The sequence below is a fragment of the Streptomyces sp. NRRL B-1140 genome (assembly GCF_001280065.1).
In the GTDB taxonomy this organism is placed as follows: Bacteria; Actinomycetota; Actinomycetes; order Streptomycetales; family Streptomycetaceae; genus Streptomyces.
The window spans coordinates 444526-464273 of the sequence record NZ_LGEA01000001.1; the positions used below are offsets into that span (position 1 = coordinate 444526).

Genomic DNA, 19748 nt, shown 5'->3' on the forward strand with positions numbered 1-19748 from the left:
CCTCGAAAGACCGGACTAATGGCAGACTACGCCTCTCACTAAAGCCGACCAAGAAGGCCGATAAAGCCAAGCCCGGGCGCCTTGAAACAGTCCCGAATCATTGGTCATAGTGGTCGCCCGGCGTGGGAGCGTGTCGTCGCGACTCATCAGCCACGTGCTGTACCGGGCGCGCGATCGCCGGCGCACGAGAGACAACCGATAGAGATACGTGGGTGAATATGCTGACCTCTGCAGAGGCGACGGCCGAATCGCGTCCTGCCCGGCGACCGCACGCACCGCCGCTGCTGGACTCATTGACCGGGCTGCGTGGCCTGGCCGCGATCCTGGTGTTCGGCTTTCACTTCACGACCTTCCAGTTCGTCTTCGGCCCGACGGGCGGCCTGGAGTTCGCCCCGCTGACGCGCCCCCGCTTCCTCACCATGAGCGGGAACTTCGCGGTGGGCAGCTTCTTCATCCTCAGCGGCTTCGTCCTGGCCCTCACCACACGTGAGGGGACGAGCCTCGCCAACTTCTGCGCCAAGCGCGTCGGGAAGCTGTATCCGGTCTACTTCGTTACGACCGCGCTGGCCATCGGTGCCATCGTGGTGCTCGGGATGCCGATCACCGCGGAAAACATCATCCTGCACCTGACACTGCTGCAGTCGTGGGTCCCCTTCCAGGAGATCTACACCGGCGTCAACCCGGTCACCTGGTCGCTGAGCACCGAAGCCTTCTTCTATCTCCTGTTCCCGCTCGCGCTGTTCGTCGTGCAGCGTCTGACCTCGCGGGCCCTGTACTGGGTCCTCGGTGCCGCCGTCTTCCTCGAGTTCGCGCTGCCGCTGTACGTGATGCACTACTTCACGGTGAAGACGTCGGGCGGCCACCTGGAGTACTTCAGCACCGGGTCCCAGGGCGGCGACCTGGTCTACTGGCTCACCCTGCCCTTCCCGCCCTACCGCTTCCTCGAGTTCCTCGTCGGGATGGTGTGCTGCATCCTCCTCAACCGGGGCGTGCTTCCGACCATCCGGCAGAGATGGGCGTGGGCCTGGTGCGCCGTCGCCTATGTGATCGGTACGTACAGTGATGGTCCGCTCCAGCGGACGGCGGTGGGCTTCGTCGCGCTGCCCTTCCTGGTGGTCGCCCTGGCGCAGGCCGATCTCGCGGGCCGCTGGTCGCTGCTGCGCGGCAAGGTCTTCGTGGGGCTGGGGAAGCTGTCCTACGGCATGTACGCGATCCAGCTCCTGGTGGTCCTGCCGTCCGAGCCGTTCGTCATGCGCTGGTTGTCGTCCCTGTTCGGGGTCCCGACGTCCTCGCTCGGCGAGCCGGCGTGGAAGGTGCTGATCATGATCGCCTACTTCGGTCTCGTGATTCTCCTGTCGGTGCCGATCTACCGGTACATCGAGGTTCCGGCTTACGACTTCGCCAAGCGGCTGTATCGGTCCCGGAAGGGTTCGCCGATGTTCGCCGCACCGGAGTCCGCGGGAAAGCCGAGCCTGTGAAGGTCTGCGTGATCGGCTCCGGGATCTTCGGCATCGCGGCCGTCCGGGAAATCTCACGGCACCTTCCGGAGTGGTCCGTGCACTGGGTGTCGGAGGACCCCGAGGCCGGCGGCCTGTGGAACACCACCTCCAAGCGGAGCCGTGTGTACGACGCGCTGTTCCTCAACACCTCACGGCAGCGCAGCGCCTTCACCGACACGGCGATCCCGGCCGAGCCGTCGGTGCACTTCGTCCACCACTCGCTCTACTCGGCCTACCTCGCCCAAGTGGCCGCCGAGTGTCAGGGCACGCAGCGCCACTGGGAGTGCCGAGTCGACTCGGTGTCCGCCCAGGAGGGCGGTGGCTGGCTCGTGCGGTGGCATGACCTTGCCGGAGCCGAGGCGGAGGAGGAGTTCGACGCCGTCGTCGACGCCACCGGCCACAACGTCGACGCCGTGTGGCCCGACGTGCCGCGTGCGGCCGAACCGACGTACGCGCTCAGCCATTCCGCCGAGTACAAGAACGCCGAGCCGTACCGCGGGAAGAGAGTCCTCGTCATCGGCAACGGCGCCTCGGCCGTGGACATCGCGTGCGAGCTCATCGCCGCCGCATCGCGGGTGGAGATCAGCATCAGGACCCCGAAGTGGTACCTGCCCAAGGTGCTGCTGGGCAAGCCGATCGACCACTCGGGTGGCGGGTTGAGCCACGCCCCGCTGCTGGGCCGCGTGATCGCCAGAGTGGGGGAGTCGGTCGTCCGCCGCGTGGTGGGCTCCTACGAGTCCTTCGGACTGGAGGCCCCGAAGAGCCCGCTCGCCGTTTCGACGCCGGTGTTGAGCGACCACTTTCTCCCCCATATCAGCCACGGCCGTCTGCACACGCGCGCCGGGGTCGTTGCCCTCGAACAGGACTCCGTCCGCTTCGCCGACGGCACCGAAGGCACGTTTGACGCGGTTATCGCGGCGACGGGGTTCCAGGACGCCTCCCCGCACCTGCCCGCCGGTGTGCGCGACACGCTCAGTCGGCGCCGGCTCGGCTTGTCCCTGGAGGCACCAGGGTCGCCGGGGTTGTACCTGCTCAACCGCTTCCGCTGCGGTGACTCGGCGGTCGCGTGCGCCGAAGTCCAGGCCGCAGCAGTCGTGCGCAGCCTGCCGAGGTCACGCTCCCGTTCCGCCGCGCCTCCGGATCTCGCGGGACCGGAGGTCGCCGGACGCCGGATCACCGCCCGCACTCTACGGAAAGTCTACGAGGCATACCGATGAAGACAAGGCCGGGGAAACTGGGTGGCGTCGGGCTGGGCTGGTACGTGCCCGATCGGCGCATCGACAATGAGACGGTCTCACGATGGTGCGACGTGACCCCGGAGTGGATCACCGGGCGCACCGGGGTGGAGGAGCGCCGGTACGCCGACGTTGGAGAGCCGACCTCCACGATGGCGGCCCGGGCTCTCGCCATGGCCCTGGAGGACGCCGGACTTCACGGCAGCGACCTGGCCGCCGTCATCGTCTGCACCTCGACCCCAGACCAGCCGCAGCCGCCCACAGCGGCGTTCGTCCTCGCCGAACTCAAGCTGTCGGACATACCGGCCTTCGACGTCAACGGGGTGTGCGCCGGGTTCCTCTACGGCCTGGGCGCTGCCGACGGATGGCGCAGGCGCGGACCGGTGGCCCTCATCGGCGCCGACAAGTACTCGACCATCCTCAACCCGCGGGATCGCAGGACCGTGAGCCTCTTCGGCGACGGGGCGGGCGCGGTCATCCTCGACGCCCTGCCCGCCGACTCCGAGGGGGTCAGCGTGGTGGCGAGGTGTCAGGCCGAGCACGTGAACCTGGTGCGCGTACGCGGCGGCGGCAGCAACCTGCCGCTCCGGCACACGCACGACCCCCTGGCGGACCGGTTCGAGATGGACGGGCGGGGGGTCGTTGCCTGGGCGGAGTCCGCACTCCCACCGGTGGCGGCCCAGGCGTGCGACGAGGCCGGCGTGGCGCTGGCGGACATAGACCGGTTCGTATTTCACCAAGGCAGCGGCCGGATGGTGGAGTTCTGCGCCAAGTGGCTCGATGTGCCCATGGACAAGGTCGCGGTGACGGCGGACCGGTTCGGCAACACCGGTGCCGCCACGATCCCCTTGACGCTCGCCATCGAAGCCGGAGCGGGACGCATCACGAGGGGCGACCGCGTGATGATCGCCGGACTCGGCGGGGGGACCGCGGCCTGCGCCACGGTGGTCACGTGGTGAACCGGCAGGTATCTACGGAAAGCACGGCTGCCGCGGCCGTCGGCCCGCGTCACCGCGTGTGCCGTCCCCTCGGCGGCGGCCAGAACTCAAGGTGAGGCTAATGACGATCGACATGGGCGCCGGCCCGACCGACCTTCCGCGACTGCCGCAGGGAGCGCCCTCAGGGTGTCCCTACGCCCCGCCGGAGTCGGTGGCGTCGCTTCGGGAAACCGCTCCGCTGACGCGGGTGGTGCTCCCCGACGGTGAGCCGGCCTGGCTCGCTACGAGCTACGAACTCGTACGGGAGGTCCTCACCCACCCGGGATTCAGCGCCAACCCGAAAGCTGATGGCTTTCCGCGGTGGAACCTGCCGGGAGGCACCGACCTGCCGATGAGCATGACGCACGCCGATCCACCGGTGCACACCCGGCTGCGCGCGCCGGTCTCGGGCGAGTTCACCCCCCGGCGCATCCGCCGGCTCCGCCCTGACATCGAGCGCATCACCCTTGAGCGTTGTGCCGCCATCGAGGCGCTGCCCCAACCCGTCGACCTTGTCACCGAGTTCGCCACCCCCATCCCGGCTCTGGCGATCAGTCTGCTGCTCGGCGTGCCCGCCGACGACCTGGCCGACTTCGAGCGGAACATCCGCCTCGTTCTCGCCCACGACGACCTGGAGTCGAGCGAGCGCGACCAGGCCAAGCTCGAACTGCTGTCCGCCGTGACAAAGCTGATCGCGGACAAGCGCGCCCAGGCGGACGACAACCTGCTGAGCAAACTGATCACCGAGAACCCGGACATGAGCGACATGGAGTTGGTGTCGTTCGTGGCACTGCTGCTGTTCGCCGGGTTCTCCACCACCGCGCACATGATCGAGCTCAGCGCTCTGACGCTGATCCAGCGCCCGGACCTCGCGGAGCGGGCGCGCAACGACCTGTCCGTCATCCCGGCTCTGGTGGATGAGTTGCTGCGCTACCACTCGATCGCCCGGGACTCGCCGAGGAGGGCGGCGCTCGAGGACATCGAACTGGGCGGGGTCACGATCCGGGCGGGCGAGGGCGTCATCGCCTCGGTCCAGGCAGCCAACTGGGACGGGACCGCGTTCGCCGATCCGGACACCATCGACCTCGACCGGCCCCGGACGCCGCGGCACCTCGCCTTCGGCCACGGGATCCACGTGTGCCTGGGGGCGACCCTCGCCAAGCTCGAGCTCGAAGTGGTCCTGGAGGAACTCGTCACGCGCTACCCGAACATGAAGCTGGCCATCCCGGAAGAGGAGATCCGGTTCCGGACCACGACCCATCTCCATGGCTGCTATTCGCTGCCCGTGGACCTCGGGCTGGAGGCCGGTGCGTGAAGCCCACCGTGACCCTCAACCAGGGTCTGGACGTTCCCCGACTCGGTCTGGGCATGTGGCAGATCCCGGACGGTGACGCCGAGTCCGTCGTGGGCACCGCGCTGGAGGCCGGGTATCGCGGCATCGACACCGCTACCAGCTATCGCAACGAACGCGGCGTCGGCGCCGCCGTGGCCGCGTCCGGCATTGCGCGCGACGAGATCGTCGTCACGACCAAGCTCTGGAACAGCGACCACGGCACCGACGAGGCGCTGCGGGCCTTCGATGCCAGCCTCGAACGGCTTGGCATGGACCGGGTCGACATCTACCTCATCCACTGGCCGCTTCCGCTGCGGGACCGGTACCTGGAGACCTGGCGTGTCCTGGAGAAGCTCCACGCCGAGGGACGGATACGCGCGATCGGCGTCTCCAACTTCACGGCCGGCCAGCTCCGCCGGCTCATGGACTGCTGCGACATCATCCCCGCCGTCAACCAGGTCGAGCTGCACCCCGGCTTCCAGCAGGCGCAGCTGCGTGAGTTCCACGCCGCGCACGGCATCGCCACACAGGCCTGGAGCCCGCTCGGTTCAGGGCAGGGCCTGCTCGACCTGCCGGTACTGGGCGAGATCGGCCGGGCACACGGGCGCTCGCCGGCACAGGTGGTGATCCGCTGGCATCTGCAACTCGGCAACCTCGTGATCCCCAGATCCTCCGCGGCCACCAGGATCAAGGAGAACTTCGACGTCTTCGACTTTTCCCTGGATGAACACGAGATGGCCAGAATCACCTCGCTCGACACCGGTCAGCGGCGAGGACCCGATCCCGACACCTTCGACTACGGGTAGAGTCCGCCGTTCGGCGGTGGACGAAGGGTAAGTGCGCTGTCACGGCGCGCAAGCGGCGGCTCACGGCGGTGGTACCGGCTGTGAGCCGCCGCGGAGCGAGTGCCGCGCAGATCAGACGAGTCATAGAGGAACAAGGCGATGATTTATGAGCACCTGAAGCGGCTGACCGGACCGGTACTGCGTACCGCCGTACGACTCGAAGCCGTGGGCCTGGAGAACATGCCGCGGTCGAACGGCGTCATACTCGCGTCCAACCACCTGTCCATCGTCGACTCCACATTCCTGCCGCTGGTGCTGGACCGGCAGGTGACCTTCATGGCGAAGTCGGAGTACTTTGCGGGAGGCCCCTGGCCGATGCGGATCGTCTCGTCCTTCATGCAGGGCAGCGGGCAGGTTCCGGTCGACCGCGAGAACCAACGGGCGGCCGTGGCCTCGCTTGACGCGTGTCTTCGGGTGGTGAAGGACGGCGGCGTCTTCTGCATCTACCCCGAGGGCACACGCTCCCCGGACGGCCGGCTCTACCGGGCCAAGACAGGCGTGGCATGGCTGGCTCTCACATCCGGCGCGCCCGTGGTGCCGGTGGCCATGAGCGGCACCGACCGCGTCCTGCCGCCCGGGCGCGCACTTCCCCGTCCGGCCAAGGTCAAGGTCACCTTCGGCAAGCCCGTCGACCTGTCCGCGTACGAGGGTTCCGCCGGTGACGCCCGTGCCCGCAGGGCCGTCTCCGACCTGATCACCCAGCGCATCGCAGAGGTCTCCGGCCAGGAGTACGTGCCCGTCTACGCGGCGAAGGCGAAGGAGCAGGGCTGACCCATATGGCAAAGGGCCCGCGTGCCGTGAGGCCGCGGGCCCTTTGCCATACGTCAGTCGGGGATTCCGCCGTCGACGTGCAGTACGTGCCCGGTGATGTACGAGGAGCGGGGCGACGCCAGGAACGCCACGGCCTCCGCCACCTCCTGCGCGGTCCCCAGTCTCCCGACCGGGATCTTCTTCACCGTGCTGTCGCGAACCGCCTCGCTCACCGAGTCGGTCATGTCCGTCGCGATGAATCCGGGCGCCACGACATTGGCGCGCACGCCGAACCGGCCCACCTCCTTGGCCAGCGACTTGGTGAACCCGATGATCCCGGCCTTTGACGCGGCGTAGTTCGTCTGCGCCGCATTGCCGTACACGCCCGTCACCGAGGAGATGGTGACGATGCTGCCGGTACCCCGCTTCATGAACTCGAAGATCGCCGCGCGGCACACGTTGTAGGTACCCGTCAGGTTCGTCTGGATGACGGTGTGCCAGTCGTCCGCCTCCATCCTCAGCAGCGGAGCGTCACGGATGACCCCGGCGTTGGAAACCAGGACGTCGATCGGCCCCAGGGTTTCCTCGGTCTGCCTCAGGTACGCGCGTACCGCCGCCCCGTCGGCCACGTCGACCCGGGCGGCCGACACCCGGACACCGTGCTCCTTGGCAAGGCTCTCCATCTCCGCGGCCGCGTTCGACGCCGTCTGGAAGCAGTAGCTGACGTGGTAGCCGTCGGCCAGCAGCCGTTCCACCACGGCCCGTCCGATGCCTCGGGACCCGCCGGTGACGACGGCGACACGGGTGGTGTCCTCAGCCATGGCTCAAGCGCTTTCGAGCTTGGCCGCGAGCAGGCTGTAGGTGCTCCGCAGGGAGCGGACCTCCTTCATGTGCTCCTCCCCGATCTTGACCTGGTACTTGCGCTCCAGGGAGACCAGGATCTCCAGTGCCAGCAGGGAGTCCATGTCCAGCTCTTCGACGAAGTCGGCGTCGTCGGTCACCTCGGCGGTGTCGATATCGAGGATGTTCGCGATCGTCTCGCGGAGGTCCTCGATGTCCAGTGCGAGGGATTGCTGCACCATGTCGTCTCTCTTTCTCATATCGTGTGCTGCGTGATGGGGTGCCGCGGGACGGTATGTTCGGGCGGTCCGCCCTGCGGCGCTAAGGGCGGTACGCCCTCAACCTTCAGCCGACGTGCGGTAGTTGGCCGGGCTGCGGCTTGGTGGTCGTCATGGCGATGGCGACGTTGCCTTCCCTGGCCGCTGTGACCACCAGCCGGGCTCGCCCGCAACCGGACCGGACGCCCTCGGCGAGCAGTGCCACGGCCTGCAGTGACCCGGCGCGCGGTACTTCCGTCGCCGGCGGCACGTCAGGCCCCCTCCGACCGCGGACCGCGTCCGAGACGGCCCGTGCGACCGGCGATCCGTCCGCCACCAGGCGGACGTCGATCGCGTCGTCCCCGTCGAGCCCCGCCGTGACGGCGTCGAGGGCCGAGACCACGATCCGCTCCGCCCGCTCGCGGCCTGCGGCCGTCGACAGCGCACGCGGCGGCAGGAACAGCAGGCACGACCGCAACAGCGTCGTCCCCGGTCCGGCCGATGCGCGAGGGCGCAGTACGAGGACGGCGGCGCCGGTTTCGGGCAGCGCATCCGCGGCATAGGGATCCGGCGCCTCGGTCGCGCCGGCGAGTACGACCTCCGCCCGCCCGCCCGCCACTTCGTGGGCCGCCAGGTGCAGCGCCTCCACGCCGGCCACTCGTGGTGAGGTGACTGTCAGGTTGAAGCCCTTGAGCAGGTGCTCGGTGGAGAGCCGGGCGCCGACCAGATTCACCGAGAAGAAGGGCGCCGTCATGGGGCTGATGAAGTCAGCCCCCTCGGTCCGAGTCGTCCGGTCGATGACGGAGTGCAACTCCGCCACGGCGCTGTTCGTCCCGACCACGGCGCCGCGCCGCTCCTCGGGGCACCGCTCCAGCAGGCCGTCGCTGCCCGCGACCGCCGCCCTGGCCGCCGCCAGCAGGTACTGGCATGCCTCGGGCAGGTATTTGTAGCCGCGCGGGCCCAACTGCGATCTGTGGTCGAACCAGGCCTCACCGGGCGCGATGCCGACGGGCGGCTCGGTGACCCCGACGCCGCTCACCGCCGCCTCGGCGACCTGGGGCCGCGCGATCACGGGACTCCTCCGTCGAGCACGAGCGACACGTTGCTGCCTCCGAAGGCGTAGGAATTGATCAGCACACCGGGCCGGGGCAGCGGCGTCGGGCCGCCCTGCGGAAGCCACACGTCGCACGCCGGGTCCTGCCGCGCCAGGGCGATGTTCGGCGGCACCTGCCCATGCCACAGGACGAGGGCCGCGGAGACCGCGCTGAAGGCGGCCGCGGCACCGGCTGTGTGCCCGATGTAGGCCTTGAGGCTGAACAGCGGCGTGGTATCGCACTGCTGCCCCAGCACTTCGCGCAGCGTCTCCGACTCCAGCAGGTCGTTCTGCTGGGTCCCGGTGCCGTGCGGGATCACGCAGCCGATCGTCTCGGGCCCGCACCCCGCGTCCCGCATCGCCTCACGCGCCGCACGCAGCCACTGGCGGCGGCCCGGGTCGGGCGCGGTCGTGTGGTAAGCGTCGCAACTCCACGCGGTGCCGGACAGCCTGCCGTAGCTACGGCGGCGCGCCGCCGCCCGAGCGGACTGCACGACGAGCATGGCCGCGCCCTCGCCGAAGACGGTCCCCTTGCGGTCGGCTTCGAAGGGACGGCAGCCGTCCGGATCGATCGCTCCCAGCCGATTGAAGGCGGCGATCGGTACACCGGCGCTTCCTTCGGCCCCGCCGACGAGCACGGTCTCCGCCTCACCGCGCCGGATGAGGTCCATCGCGACGCTCAGGGCGTAGCCGCTGGCGGCGCAGGCGTTGCTCACGCTGATGTTCGCCCCGAAGGAGCCCAGCGCACCGCCGACAGCCGAGGCGACGGAGAAGGACGACGTCCATACCGCGTCATCGGGCACACCCGCGCGGAAGGCGTCCTCACGTTCCTCGCACATCCCTATGGCGGTGGCGATGACCACGGCCATTCCGGCGACCTCTTCGTCGGTCAGGCCCGCGTCCACGACCGCCTGGCGGGCGGCGTGCAGGGCGAACCTCGATGCTCGGCCCCAGGTGGCGTCGTCCTCGGCGTGCGCCGATGCGTCCGTGCCGGGCGGGACCTGGTAGGCGAGGGGAGCGCGGACATGTCCGGCCAGCGACTCCACTGGCGTGGGGCTGCTCCGGCCGGCCTGCAGGCCCTTCCAAAAGGCCTCGGGGCCGTCGCCGAGGCAGCTGATGGCACCGAGGCCGGTGACGAAGACCTCCATGTCCATCAGCCGCCCGCGATCGCTTCGGCGGCGGGCGTGCTCCTGGGGGCGTACCGGTGCACGTAGTCGAGGCCGGCGAGCGTGTGCACCTGTTCCATGACGGAGTCGGTGACCAGCCGGCGGACCTTGTAGTCACCCTCGCGCCCGGCGAACTCGGGGAAGGTCATGGGCGAGCCGAAGTGCATGTCGAACCGAGTGACGCGCCACATCAGCCTGCCCAGCGGCTGCACGCGGTCGGTTCCGGCCAGGCCGCAGGGGATCACCGGCGCGCCGGTAGCGAGCGCCAGCCAGCCCACCCCGGCACGGCCGCGGTAGACGCGCCCGTCGGGAGAGCGGGTGCCCTCGGGGTGGATCCCGAAGATGCGTCCTTCACGCAGCACCTCTTCGGCACGCTTGAGGGCGTCCACGCCACCCGCTCCACCGTCACGCTTCACCGGGACGAAGCCGAGGGTGAAGAGGAGCTTGACGCGCAGGCGGTGCCGCAGCCCCGTGCCGTCGAGCCGCTCGGCCTTCCCGATGAACCAGACGGGGCGGTTGGCCATGAGGGAGATCAGAACGTGGTCGCAGAAGGAGAGATGGTTGGCCGCAATGATGCAGGGACCGGAGGCCGGGATGTTCCCGAGGCCGCTGATGCGCGGCCGGAACACCAGGCGTAGGAGCAGGGCGAGTACGGCCCTCAACATCGAACGGAACATCGGTCCCCCTGAGTCTTGTGCTGCGTCATGCCGTGACGAACGAGGTCTGCCGGGGCGGGGTCAGTCGGCCAGCGTTGCCGTACCGGAGGCGGACGGGGCCACGGCGTTCCGTCGCGTCTCGCTGGGGCGCCACCCCGGGGGGCCGAAGACGTAGCCGAGGCGGTGGCGCCAGGTGCGCGCCTGACGGACGTCCCGGATCATGTTGGCGAACTCGTGCACCTGGATCTTCCAGATGTTGTACGTATCGATCTGCTTCGTCAGCCCATAGGTGGGCCGTCGAAGTTCGGGCTGGAAGGTGCCGAACATCCGGTCCCAGATGATCAGGATGCTGGAGAAGTTCTTGTCGAGGTACTCCGGCTCGATGCCGTGGTGGACGCGGTGATGCGACGGCGTCACCAGGAGGAACTCGATCGGCCTGGGGAGCTTGCGGATCTTCTCGGTGTGGGCGAAGAGCCCGTAAAGGAGGTGGACGGACTGCGTGGCGAAGACGAGCGCCGGGTGCACCCCGAGCAGCGGAAGCGGCAGCCAGATCATCTTCTCGAACCACTGCGCCCACTTTCGGCGCAGTGCCGTGGAGAGGTTGAAGTACCGGCTGGAGTGGTGGACCTGGTGCCCCGCCCAGATCAACCGGACCGCGTGGGACGCCCGGTGATTCCAGTAGAGGAGGAAGTCCACCCCGAAGAACAGCACCACCCAGGTGCCCCAGAAGGACGGCGACATGTGGAAGGGCGCCACGTACTCGTAGACCGGCACGTACAGCGCCAGCGCCACGACACGCATGAGGGTGGACCACCCCAGCGCTCCCAGTCCGGTCGTGATGCTGGCGGCGTGGTCCTTCAGGTCGTAGCCCGTCAGTTCCTCGTCGTCGCTGAACTTGATGGCCACCAGTTCGATCAGGATCAGCAGGGCCACTGCCGGTATGGAATACACGGCCGGGTCGTGCAATCGCTCCACTATTTGGTCGAACATCGCCATCCCTTCAATCGCCTGCCACCGCCCGGATAAACCCTGTGAAGCGGCTCCTCGGTCATATTTACACAACGGCCTTAAGTCACTCCTACGTGCTGTGCTGGGGTTCTGCTAAACCCTCACTTAAGACCTGATGGCGTGGGGCCTTGTTCTCGTTTTCCCGGTGGGGTGACTGGTCGTAAGCTCTCGCCAGGCAAGGACCCAGCGGCTCTCCCATCGACCGAACCCGAAAGATCCCACGATCGGGCCATGTGATGCGAACGCAAGGTTTCAGCCCCTGTAGTCCTTCGCGGTCGGTCACAGATAATCGTCCGGGCATTGCTCGTCGCGCGTCGACTCACAATGTCGTTGCGGCCCCTCTTCGATAACTCGCGCAGCGGGAGAACCGTTATGAATGAAACAGTAGGGATCGATCACCAGAACGGCGGCAGGGCCGGCTACGGCGGCCTTGGCGGTGCCGCCCGCCTTCGCGCTCTCCTGGAACGCCCGGGTGTGGTACGGATCGTTGGCGCCCACAATCCGCTGGGCGCACGCCTCGCCGAACGGGCCGGTTTCGACGGCGTCTGGTCGAGCGGTCTGGAGATCTCGGCATCGCAGGGCGTACCGGACACCGACATCCTCACGATGAGCGAACTGCTCTCGGTGGCCGGGTCGATGGCGGCGACCGTCAACGCCCCCGTCATCGCCGACGCCGACGCCGGCTACGGCAACGCGCACAACGTGATGAACATGGTCCGCCGTTACGAGGCAGCCGGCATCGCCGGCATATCGATCGAGGACAAGCGTTTCCCGAAGGTCAACAGCTTCATCCCCGGCCGACAGGAGCTCGCCCCCATCGGCGAGTTCTGCGGCAAGCTGGCCGCAGCCAAGGAAGCTCAGCGCGACCCGGACTTCGTGGTGATCGCGCGGATCGAGGCGCTCATCGCCGGGCAGGGCATGGACGAAGCCCTGCGGCGCGGTGAGGCATACGTCCAGGCCGGCGCCGACGCGGTGTTGATCCACGCGAAGAGCGACTCGCCGGAGCCGGTGCTGGAGTTCCTCAACTCGTGGCAGCAGCCCACGCCCGTGGTGGTCGTGCCGACCACCTACCACACCATCACGGCCGACGAACTCGGCGCTGCGGGGGCCAAGATGGTCATCTACGCCAACCACGGCCTGCGAGCCGGGATCACCGCAGTCAGCAACACCTTCAGGACCATCCTCAAGGACGGTCGCACCACTGGGCTCGAGGAGCGGATCGCACCGCTCGCCACCGTCTTCGAGCTTCAGGGGATGAGCGAGCAGAAGCGGAACGAGGCCCGCTTCATCGCCGCCTACGAGACCGGGCACGAGGAGGACCTCACGCCGGTCGGCTCCGAGCGGGCGGCGCAGCGATGAGCGCACCCACGGTTCTCGGCCTCGACGCGCCGACCGTGGTCGACCTGGTGCGCGAGCGTGGATTCGGGCCGTTCACCGGCGTGCCCTGCTCGTACCTCGGCCCGGTCATCAGCTGTCTTCAGGACCGGTATCCGCAGGAGTACCTCATCGCCGCGAATGAGGGCGAGGCGGTGGCCGTGGCCGCTGGTGCGCGGCTCGCCGGGCGCACGCCGGTGGTGATATTGCAGAATTCCGGACTCGGCAACGCCGTCAACCCGCTGACCTCGCTGTGCCACACCCTTCGGCTCCCGGTCCTGCTCTTCGTCACCTGGCGCGGCCGGCCTGGCTCCCCCGACGAGCCGCAGCACGAGCTGATGGGCGAGATCACCCCTCAGATGCTGACGGCCATGCGGATCAGGAACGAGATCCTCCCCGACGAACCTGCATCACTGGCGGCGCTGCTTGACGAGGCCAAGGCCCATATGGAGGCCACCGGGCTGCCCTTCGCCTTCGTCGTCCCCAAGGGATCCGTCGCCCCGTACGCCGCCGGCCCACCGCCATGTGAGCGCGGCGGTCCGATGCTGCGCGCCGAGGCGATCAGTCGTGTCGTGCAGAGCATGGACCCGGCCACCTGCCTGGTCGCCACCACCGGCAAGACGGCCCGGGAGCTGGAGCGGGACTGGGATCGCGCGCGGAACCTGTACGTGGTCGGTTCGATGGGCTGCGCCTCCAGCGTCGCCCTCGGGGTGGCGTTGTACGCCAGGGATCGCAACGTGGTGGTGCTCGACGGCGACGGCGCGGCGCTCATGCGACTGGAGGCCATGGCCGCCATCGGGCGTCTGGCGCCGCCCAACCTCTTGCACATCCTGCTCGACAACGAGTCCTACGAGTCCACCGGTGGGCAGCCCACCGCCTCCGCAGACGTCGACTTCGGCGCGATCGCGCGGGCCTGCGGCTATAGAGCAGCCCATGACGTCACCAAGCCCGTCGAACTCACCGCCGCGGTGGCGGCCGCGCAGGGCGCCGGGGGCCCCCAGCTGATCCGGGTGCGGATCGCCTCCGGATCCGATCCGCGACTCGGCCGTCCGGCCCTGTCCCCGCCCGCTTCGGCGGCCCGGTTCATGGAGGCGATCTCCGCATGACATTCGGCATCGTGGAGGGCCTGACCGTGCACTCCGAAGAAGGCCCAGGCGTCGGCCCCGACGGACGGACGCGCAGGCTGGTCCTGATGAACCCCGGCCCGGTGATGACCGACGAGCGGGTCCGTTCCGCGCTCGCCGGACCCGACATGTGTCACCGGGAGCCAGAGTTCTCCCGGCTGCTGACCCGGGTACGGCGCAAGACGACCGCGATCTGCGGGGGAGGCGACGACCACGCGGCCGTGATACTCACCGGCTCCGGAACCTGCGCGGTGGAGGCGGCGATCAGCTCCACGGTCCCCGAGGCAGGCGGGCTGCTGGTGATCGACAACGGCCACTACGGCGAGCGGCTGCACCACATCGCCAGGGCGCACGCTGTCCGGACCCACCGCTGGGAACTCGGCTGGGGTACGCCGGTGGACCTCGAGGCGCTCGACCGGCTGCTGGCCGCGGATCCCGGACTGACACACGTAGGCGTAGTGCACCACGAGACGAGCACCGGCATGCTCAACGACGTGGCCGCGGTCACCGCGATCGCCCACGTGCACGGGCGCGAGGTCGTCGTGGATGCGGTCAGCAGTGTCGGAGCCGAGGCCCTCTCCCTGCGCGACGACGCACCCGACTGGCTCGCCGGCTCGTCCAACAAGTGCCTCGAAGGAGCCCCCGGGCTGAGCTTCGTCGCGGCCCGGAAAGCCGCCTTCGACGCACTGGGTGGCAGGCCGCGCCGCACCTACTACCTGGACCTGCACCGGCACTACCGGGCACAGGAAGAGGCGGCCGCTCCCGCCTTCACACCCGGCATCCCGGCCTTCTACGCCTTCGATGCCGCGCTCGACCTCGCGCTGGCCGAGGGCCGTGAAGCCCGCCTGGCCCGCTACACGCGCCTCGCGCAGCGGCTGCGCAGCGGCCTGGAGGAGATGGGCCTGGAGATCCTCCTGCCGCCGGAGCACAGGGCTGCCGCTCTCACCGCCGTCCGCATCCCGCAGGGGCTCACTTACACCGAACTCCATGAAGAGCTGCGACGGGACGGCTTCGTCGTCTACAACGCCCAGGAGCAATTGGCGCAGGACTTCTTCCGCTTGTCGACCATGGGATGCATGACGGCCGGGGAGATCGACTCCTTCCTCTCCGCCCTTGACCGCCTGATGGCAGAACGCCATCGCTGACGTTCGGTCGTTTTCTCGGCGCACGATCACATCCACGAAGAGAGGTACCCGGTGACCGCCGCCCAAGCAGCCGCCTCCGAGCAGCCCGCGCCCCCCTTCAGACTGGCGCTGGTCGGAGGCGGGCCACGCGCCACCTACCTCCTGGAAAGGCTGTCGGCCACCATTGGCCGGCTGGATGCGGGACGGAGGCTGGAGGTGCACGTCTTCGAGCGCTCCGGTGCGTTCGGTGCGGGACAGGCCCACGACCCCGCTCAGGCGCGGACCAGCTATCTCAACCGCATCGCCTGCCAGGTCGGATTCGCGGCGGACGAGAGCGTCGTCGGCGCCGGCCCGCTTCGGCAGGAGGCGGAGCGTCCCACGCTGTACGAGTGGTGCCGCCGCCGGTTCGCCCGCACCGGGGAGCCGGACCTCGCCATCGGCCCACGGGACTGGCCCAAGCGCTACGTCCACGGGTTGGCCCTGCGCGAGATGTTCGACACCTTCGCCGGAGAGCTGCGTGCGCACCCGGCGGTAGAAGTGGAACTCCACGCCGCCGAAGTAGTCGATGTGCGCCCCTCGGACGACTGCGTCCGCGTGATCACCGGCGAAGGGTCGGCGGTCCACCCGGCGGACGCGGTGGTGCTGCTGACCGGCCACACCAGCCACGACCCGCAGCGGGTGCCCGCTTCCAGGCAGCTGGCGGAGTTCGCCGAACGCACCGGCGCGCAGTACGTGCCGCAGCCTTATCCCCTCGACGTTGCGCTCGACGTCGAGCACTGCGGCCCCGGTACGGTCGTCGGATGCGCGGGCATGGGTCTCACCGCCATCGACGCGATCCTCTATCTCACTGAGGGCCGCGGCGGCACGTTCCACAGCGATCCGGTGGACGGGCTGGTCTACCGGCCCAGCGGCAACGAACCGGCCTCCATAGTCGCCTTCAGCGGTGCAGGTCTGTTCACCTTCGCGAGGCCCGACAACCACAAGGAGCGGGACGGCGGCCCCGGAGACCACACCGGGCGGTTCTTCACCACCGACGCCATCGATCGACTGCGGGCCAATGCAGGCCGACCGGTCGCGCACCGTTCGGGCAAGCAGCTCCAGCTCGACTTCGACCAGGACGTCCTGCCACTGGCCGTCCTGGAGATGGCACATCTCCACTACGCCGCCCTGTTCGGCCCTGCCTCGGACTCCTTTCTGACACGAGGGGCCGCGGTGTGCGCCGAGGCCTTCGTCACAGGGCCGCGCGAGGCGAGCGAGGACCCCGAGCAACTGCTGGGGCCGCTCGATGAGGCCGTCGGCGAGGTGGGGGCCCTCCTGGCGGAGGTGGTGCGGGGCACCGTCCCAGTACCGGCCGCACAGGCGCGCGCAGACTGGCCGGTCCGCGAGGTACTGCTGCACTGGGCCGAGACGGTGTACGGCCCCTCCGTGGCATGCGAAGTGGCACACCGAATCGACCGCGGACTGCCGCCGGGCCCCGCGCTCGAGGAAAGCGACTCTCCGTGGGGGCTCGAAACCGACCCGGAGGGGAACCGGTTCAGTTGGTGGCGCACCGTCTCCCCCGTCGAACCACAGGGGACCGCCGCCGACCAGCGCAGCGCGGTGTTGCGTTTCATGAAGGCCGACGGACTCTGGGCGCGACAGGGGAACGTGCGCAACCCGCACAAGGCCGCCGCGGACGGCGTCTGGCGTGACCTCAGGTCCGTCATCTCCTACGCCGTCGACGAGGCCGGACTCGTTCCACGGTCCCAGCGCAGATTCCTGGATCGCTATGTACGCCACCACAACAGGCTGGCCAACGGAGCCGCCGCCGAGATCATGGACAAGGTCACCGCGCTCATCCGGCACGGCATAGTCGACGTCTCCACGGGCCCCGGTGCTCGTATTCGACTGGACGAGGAGCAGGGGCGCCTGCTGGTCGAGGGGCCCCGAACAGGGACCTCCCGGGAGCTCGACGTCCTGGTGGAGGCCCGGATCCACCCATTCGATCCGCGGCTGGACGCCCTGCCGCTGTACCGCAATCTCCTGGAGCGCGGGGTGGTTCGGCTGTGGATCAACAAGTCCGAGGATGGTGAGACCTTCGTGCCGGGCGGGCTGGACCTGACCCCGCAAGGGCATCCAGTGCGTGCCGACGGCAGCATCGATCCACGCGTCACGGTGCTGGGCGTGCCGTCCGAGGGAGCGCGGTCATTCCTGCTTTCGGCGCTGCGGCCCAATGCGGACCACTACGTGATGCACGACATCATGACCTGGTTGGAGGGATTCTGGGAGACGGTCGCCCCTCGGTCAGCGAGGGAAGACCCCTCGCCTCAGCAGCAGTTCGATGACACGAGGGCACGGGTGGAAGCAGCTCGCTGAGTCGCCCCACCCGTGTCTTCCGCGGTCCTGCGACGCCGAGGCCGGCAAGGTCAGGGGTTCCTTCGCGTGCGAAGGAACCCCTGACCGCTCTTGCGACCCAGATGGCCGCCGGCCACCAACCGCTCCAGCGCAGCCGGCGGCGTGTAGCAGGGCTCGGGGAACTCGTCGCTCAGCCGCCTCAGGATGGCCAACGAGACGTCGAGACCGATGGTGTCCAGCAGCTTGAACGGACCCATCGGATACCCGAAGCCGTTCTCCACCGCCGTATCCAGCTCCCGTGGGTCCACGTCAGCGCGGTCCAACAGCCGGATCGCGTCGGCGAGATAGGGGAAGAGCAGGTAGTTCACGATGAACCCTGCCCGGTCCCGGCACGGGACGGCCGTCTTGCCGATCTCGGCGCAGAAGGCGTTCGCGGTACTCAGGGCTTGATCGCTGGTGCGCGGCGCACGCACCACCTCGACCAGCCTCATCACCGGGGCGGGATTGAAGAAGTGCAGTCCCAGCACGTCGTGGTCGCGCCCGGAGGCCTCGGCGCAGGCTGCGACGGAGAGGCTGGAGGTGGTGGTCGCCAGTAGCGCCCCCGGGCGGCACACGTCCCCCAGCGTCGCGAACACCGCGCGCTTCACCTTGAGTTCTTCCGCCGTCGCCTCGATCACCGCGTCGCGGTCGGCGATGGCCGCGAAGTCGTCAGCCGCGGTGAGCAGGGCCCGCACGGATGCCATCGCTTCCGGCGTCCTCCTGCCCCTGGCCACCGACTTCGCCAGCGAGGAATCGATCGCGGCCAGCGCGAGATCCGCCTTGGCCCGGTCCCTGGCGACCAGGACCGTCGGCAGGCCGGCGGAGGCGGTCACCTCGGCGATGCCCCGTGCCATCGTCCCCGAGCCGATCACGCCGACAGTCCGGACGGCGCAGTCCACCGCTGCGCTCGTCACGGCGTGCCGGGCGTCCTCGGGCCGTCCGAGCACGTCGTAGGCGTAGAAGCCCTGGCCGCCCGCTCGTCCCTCCAACCCGGCCTCGACCATCGTTGTGAGCAGCGGCGCAGGACGGTACGCGGCGTTGCCGGTGCTCGCGTGCAGAGCGAGCAGCTTCGCGTGGACAGTGCGCAGGCCCACCTGGTCCACGGTCTCCAGCGGCCCGGCCGGAAGCCCGCAGCCCAGGCGCATGGCCGTGTCCACGGACTTCTGGTCGGCGTAGCCGGAATCGACCATGGCGACCGCACGGTTGAGGTATGCGTAGACCAGCGCGGTGGCGTCTTCGCCGACGCGTGCGCCGAGCGACTTGACGGCCAGACCGCTGTCGGCCACCACGGCGTCGAGCGCCGTAATGGCGTCATCACAACTCAGCGCCGTCCGGACCGGCTCGACGGCGCTTCCGGGAGCCGGCGGGCGCACGAACCGTAGTCCCAGCGTCCTGGCCGGGCGTCCCGAGGCGATCGCGAGCTCGGCCAGCGCGACCGACGACGCGGTACTGACGAGCACGGTGCGATCAAGGCACACGCTGTCGAGGCGCCGTAGCACGTCGATCTTGACCGACTGCTCGTCGGGTACCGACTCGATGACCAGCATGGCCGCGCCCAGCGCCGCCACCTCATTCGTCAGCGTCCAACTGCCCTGACCGTCTTCGCTCTCCGTACCACTTTCGGCGTCCGCCGCCTTCATCCGCCGATCGACACGGGTCAGCACGTCGAGTTCGCTGTCCACCCCGATGACGTCGTACCCCGCGGACCGCACCATGGCCAGCAGGGCTTCCCCCACCGTGCCGAGGCCGACGATCCCCACTACCGATGACTTATTCGCCATGATTCGTCACTCTCCTCCGGGACGTTCGGTACCGGCGTTCTCAGTTCGCGGGCATGCGGAAGCGGTTGATCGCGTCGATATGCTTCGCCCGCATCTCCCGGTCGCGTACGCCGAGTCCCTCTTCCGGCGCGAGGGCGAGGACGCCGACCTTGCCCTGGTGGAGGTTGCGATGGACGTCGTGGGCGGCCTGGCCTGTCTCCTCCAGCCGGTACGTCTTCGACAGGGTCGGGTGGATCTTGCCCTTGGCGATGAGGCGGTTGGCCTCCCAGGCCTCGCGGTAGTTGGCGAAGTGCGAGCCGATGATCCGCTTGAG

Annotated in this window: 17 protein-coding genes and 1 pseudogene; 10 read left to right on the top strand and 8 right to left on the bottom strand. The window is 69.0% G+C overall.

Translation table 11 applies throughout. The features are described from left to right. Positions 1 to 218 precede the first annotated feature (218 nt). The 6 genes from ADK65_RS01870 to ADK65_RS01895 all read left to right on the top strand — a co-directional run bounded on the left by ADK65_RS01870 (position 219) and on the right by ADK65_RS01895 (position 6660). Positions 219 to 1478, top strand: a complete 1260-nt coding sequence (locus ADK65_RS01870; protein ID WP_078955759.1) for an acyltransferase family protein — start codon at positions 219 to 221, stop codon at positions 1476 to 1478. Positions 1479 to 1486: 8 nt separating this feature from the next. Further along, entirely contained in the window at positions 1487 to 2716 is a 1230-nt protein-coding gene (locus tag ADK65_RS01875) for a flavin-containing monooxygenase (RefSeq protein ID WP_159038704.1), read from the top strand. After that, entirely contained in the window at positions 2713 to 3693 is a 981-nt protein-coding gene (locus ADK65_RS01880) for a 3-oxoacyl-ACP synthase III family protein (protein ID WP_063787980.1), read from the top strand. The genes ADK65_RS01875 and ADK65_RS01880 overlap by 4 nt, the downstream gene beginning before the upstream one ends. A gap of 100 nt (positions 3694 to 3793) precedes the next feature. After that, the gene (locus tag ADK65_RS01885) at positions 3794 to 5026 is read left to right on the top strand and encodes a cytochrome P450 (RefSeq protein ID WP_053667981.1); all 1233 of its coding nucleotides are present in this window, start codon (positions 3794 to 3796) and stop codon (positions 5024 to 5026) included. Between the two features lie 53 nt (positions 5027 to 5079). Then, a complete protein-coding gene (locus tag ADK65_RS01890; RefSeq protein WP_078955768.1) occupies positions 5080 to 5850 on the top strand; it encodes an aldo/keto reductase in 771 nt (256 codons plus the stop codon). Positions 5851 to 5988: 138 nt separating this feature from the next. After that, positions 5989 to 6660: a lysophospholipid acyltransferase family protein gene (locus ADK65_RS01895; protein WP_053667983.1), complete on the top strand. Its 672-nt coding sequence runs from the start codon at positions 5989 to 5991 to the stop codon at positions 6658 to 6660. Positions 6661 to 6713: 53 nt separating this feature from the next. On the opposite strand, the gene fabG is transcribed toward ADK65_RS01895, so the two are convergent. From fabG to ADK65_RS01925, 6 genes are all read right to left on the bottom strand, one after another. Continuing rightward, a complete protein-coding gene (fabG, locus tag ADK65_RS01900; protein ID WP_053667984.1) occupies positions 6714 to 7460 on the bottom strand; it encodes a 3-oxoacyl-[acyl-carrier-protein] reductase in 747 nt (248 codons plus the stop codon). 3 nt (positions 7461 to 7463) lie between these two features. Beyond that, positions 7464 to 7721 (bottom strand): acyl carrier protein, encoded by a 258-nt coding sequence (locus ADK65_RS01905; RefSeq protein WP_053667985.1) that lies wholly within the window; start codon positions 7719 to 7721, stop codon positions 7464 to 7466. Between the two features lie 103 nt (positions 7722 to 7824). After that, positions 7825 to 8808, bottom strand: coding sequence for a beta-ketoacyl synthase N-terminal-like domain-containing protein (locus ADK65_RS37840; RefSeq protein ID WP_053667986.1), 984 nt, complete (start codon positions 8806 to 8808; stop codon positions 7825 to 7827). Continuing rightward, complete coding sequence (locus tag ADK65_RS01915) at positions 8805 to 9977, bottom strand: beta-ketoacyl-[acyl-carrier-protein] synthase family protein (protein WP_234352769.1); 1173 nt, start codon at positions 9975 to 9977, stop codon at positions 8805 to 8807. The genes ADK65_RS37840 and ADK65_RS01915 overlap by 4 nt, the downstream gene beginning before the upstream one ends. Before the next feature lie 5 nt (positions 9978 to 9982). Continuing rightward, positions 9983 to 10672 carry a lysophospholipid acyltransferase family protein gene (locus ADK65_RS01920; RefSeq protein ID WP_053667988.1) on the bottom strand — a complete coding sequence of 230 codons (690 nt, stop codon included), beginning with the start codon at positions 10670 to 10672 and terminating at the stop codon, positions 9983 to 9985. Positions 10673 to 10732: 60 nt separating this feature from the next. Continuing rightward, entirely contained in the window at positions 10733 to 11641 is a 909-nt protein-coding gene (locus tag ADK65_RS01925) for a sterol desaturase family protein (RefSeq protein ID WP_053668018.1), read from the bottom strand. Between the two features lie 390 nt (positions 11642 to 12031). Between ADK65_RS01925 and ADK65_RS01930 the strand changes: the two genes are divergently transcribed. From ADK65_RS01930 to ADK65_RS01945, 4 genes are read left to right on the top strand one after another with little or no spacing between them, the layout of a single operon-like run. Continuing rightward, on the top strand, positions 12032 to 13018 hold the full coding sequence (locus tag ADK65_RS01930; protein ID WP_053667989.1) for an isocitrate lyase/phosphoenolpyruvate mutase family protein: 987 nt from the start codon (positions 12032 to 12034) through the stop codon (positions 13016 to 13018). Continuing rightward, on the top strand, positions 13015 to 14139 hold the full coding sequence (gene aepY, locus ADK65_RS01935) for a phosphonopyruvate decarboxylase (RefSeq protein ID WP_063787982.1): 1125 nt from the start codon (positions 13015 to 13017) through the stop codon (positions 14137 to 14139). Before ADK65_RS01930 ends, aepY begins: the two co-directional genes overlap by 4 nt. After that, positions 14136 to 15302: a pyridoxal-phosphate-dependent aminotransferase family protein gene (locus ADK65_RS01940; RefSeq protein ID WP_078955760.1), complete on the top strand. Its 1167-nt coding sequence runs from the start codon at positions 14136 to 14138 to the stop codon at positions 15300 to 15302. Before aepY ends, ADK65_RS01940 begins: the two co-directional genes overlap by 4 nt. A gap of 51 nt (positions 15303 to 15353) precedes the next feature. Next, the gene (locus tag ADK65_RS01945) at positions 15354 to 17636 is read left to right on the top strand and encodes an FAD/NAD(P)-binding protein (RefSeq protein WP_078955761.1); all 2283 of its coding nucleotides are present in this window, start codon (positions 15354 to 15356) and stop codon (positions 17634 to 17636) included. A 50-nt stretch (positions 17637 to 17686) separates the two neighbouring features. Here ADK65_RS01945 and ADK65_RS01950 read toward each other — a convergent pair whose 3' ends face one another. Next, positions 17687 to 19414, bottom strand: a complete 1728-nt coding sequence (locus ADK65_RS01950) for a 3-hydroxyacyl-CoA dehydrogenase family protein (protein WP_234352770.1) — start codon at positions 19412 to 19414, stop codon at positions 17687 to 17689. Between the two features lie 61 nt (positions 19415 to 19475). Next, positions 19476 to 19748, bottom strand: a pseudogene (locus tag ADK65_RS01955) (crotonyl-CoA carboxylase/reductase); the annotation flags it as partial.

Excerpts from the sequence above, each read along its gene's own strand:
- ADK65_RS01870 (WP_078955759.1), top strand. The coding sequence starts at position 219 with ATGCTGACCTCTGCAGAGGCGACGGCCGAATCGCGTCCTGCCCGGCGA.
- ADK65_RS01880 (WP_063787980.1), top strand. The coding sequence starts at position 2,713 with ATGAAGACAAGGCCGGGGAAACTGGGTGGCGTCGGGCTGGGCTGGTAC.
- ADK65_RS01885 (WP_053667981.1), top strand. The coding sequence starts at position 3,794 with ATGACGATCGACATGGGCGCCGGCCCGACCGACCTTCCGCGACTGCCG.
- ADK65_RS01890 (WP_078955768.1), top strand. The coding sequence starts at position 5,080 with ATGTGGCAGATCCCGGACGGTGACGCCGAGTCCGTCGTGGGCACCGCG.
- ADK65_RS01895 (WP_053667983.1), top strand. The coding sequence starts at position 5,989 with ATGATTTATGAGCACCTGAAGCGGCTGACCGGACCGGTACTGCGTACC.
- fabG (WP_053667984.1), bottom strand. The coding sequence starts at position 7,460 with ATGGCTGAGGACACCACCCGTGTCGCCGTCGTCACCGGCGGGTCCCGA.
- ADK65_RS01905 (WP_053667985.1), bottom strand. The coding sequence starts at position 7,721 with ATGGTGCAGCAATCCCTCGCACTGGACATCGAGGACCTCCGCGAGACG.
- ADK65_RS01915 (WP_234352769.1), bottom strand. The coding sequence starts at position 9,977 with ATGGAGGTCTTCGTCACCGGCCTCGGTGCCATCAGCTGCCTCGGCGAC.
- ADK65_RS01920 (WP_053667988.1), bottom strand. The coding sequence starts at position 10,672 with ATGTTCCGTTCGATGTTGAGGGCCGTACTCGCCCTGCTCCTACGCCTG.
- ADK65_RS01925 (WP_053668018.1), bottom strand. The coding sequence starts at position 11,641 with ATGTTCGACCAAATAGTGGAGCGATTGCACGACCCGGCCGTGTATTCC.
- ADK65_RS01930 (WP_053667989.1), top strand. The coding sequence starts at position 12,032 with ATGAATGAAACAGTAGGGATCGATCACCAGAACGGCGGCAGGGCCGGC.
- aepY (WP_063787982.1), top strand. The coding sequence starts at position 13,015 with ATGAGCGCACCCACGGTTCTCGGCCTCGACGCGCCGACCGTGGTCGAC.
- ADK65_RS01940 (WP_078955760.1), top strand. The coding sequence starts at position 14,136 with ATGACATTCGGCATCGTGGAGGGCCTGACCGTGCACTCCGAAGAAGGC.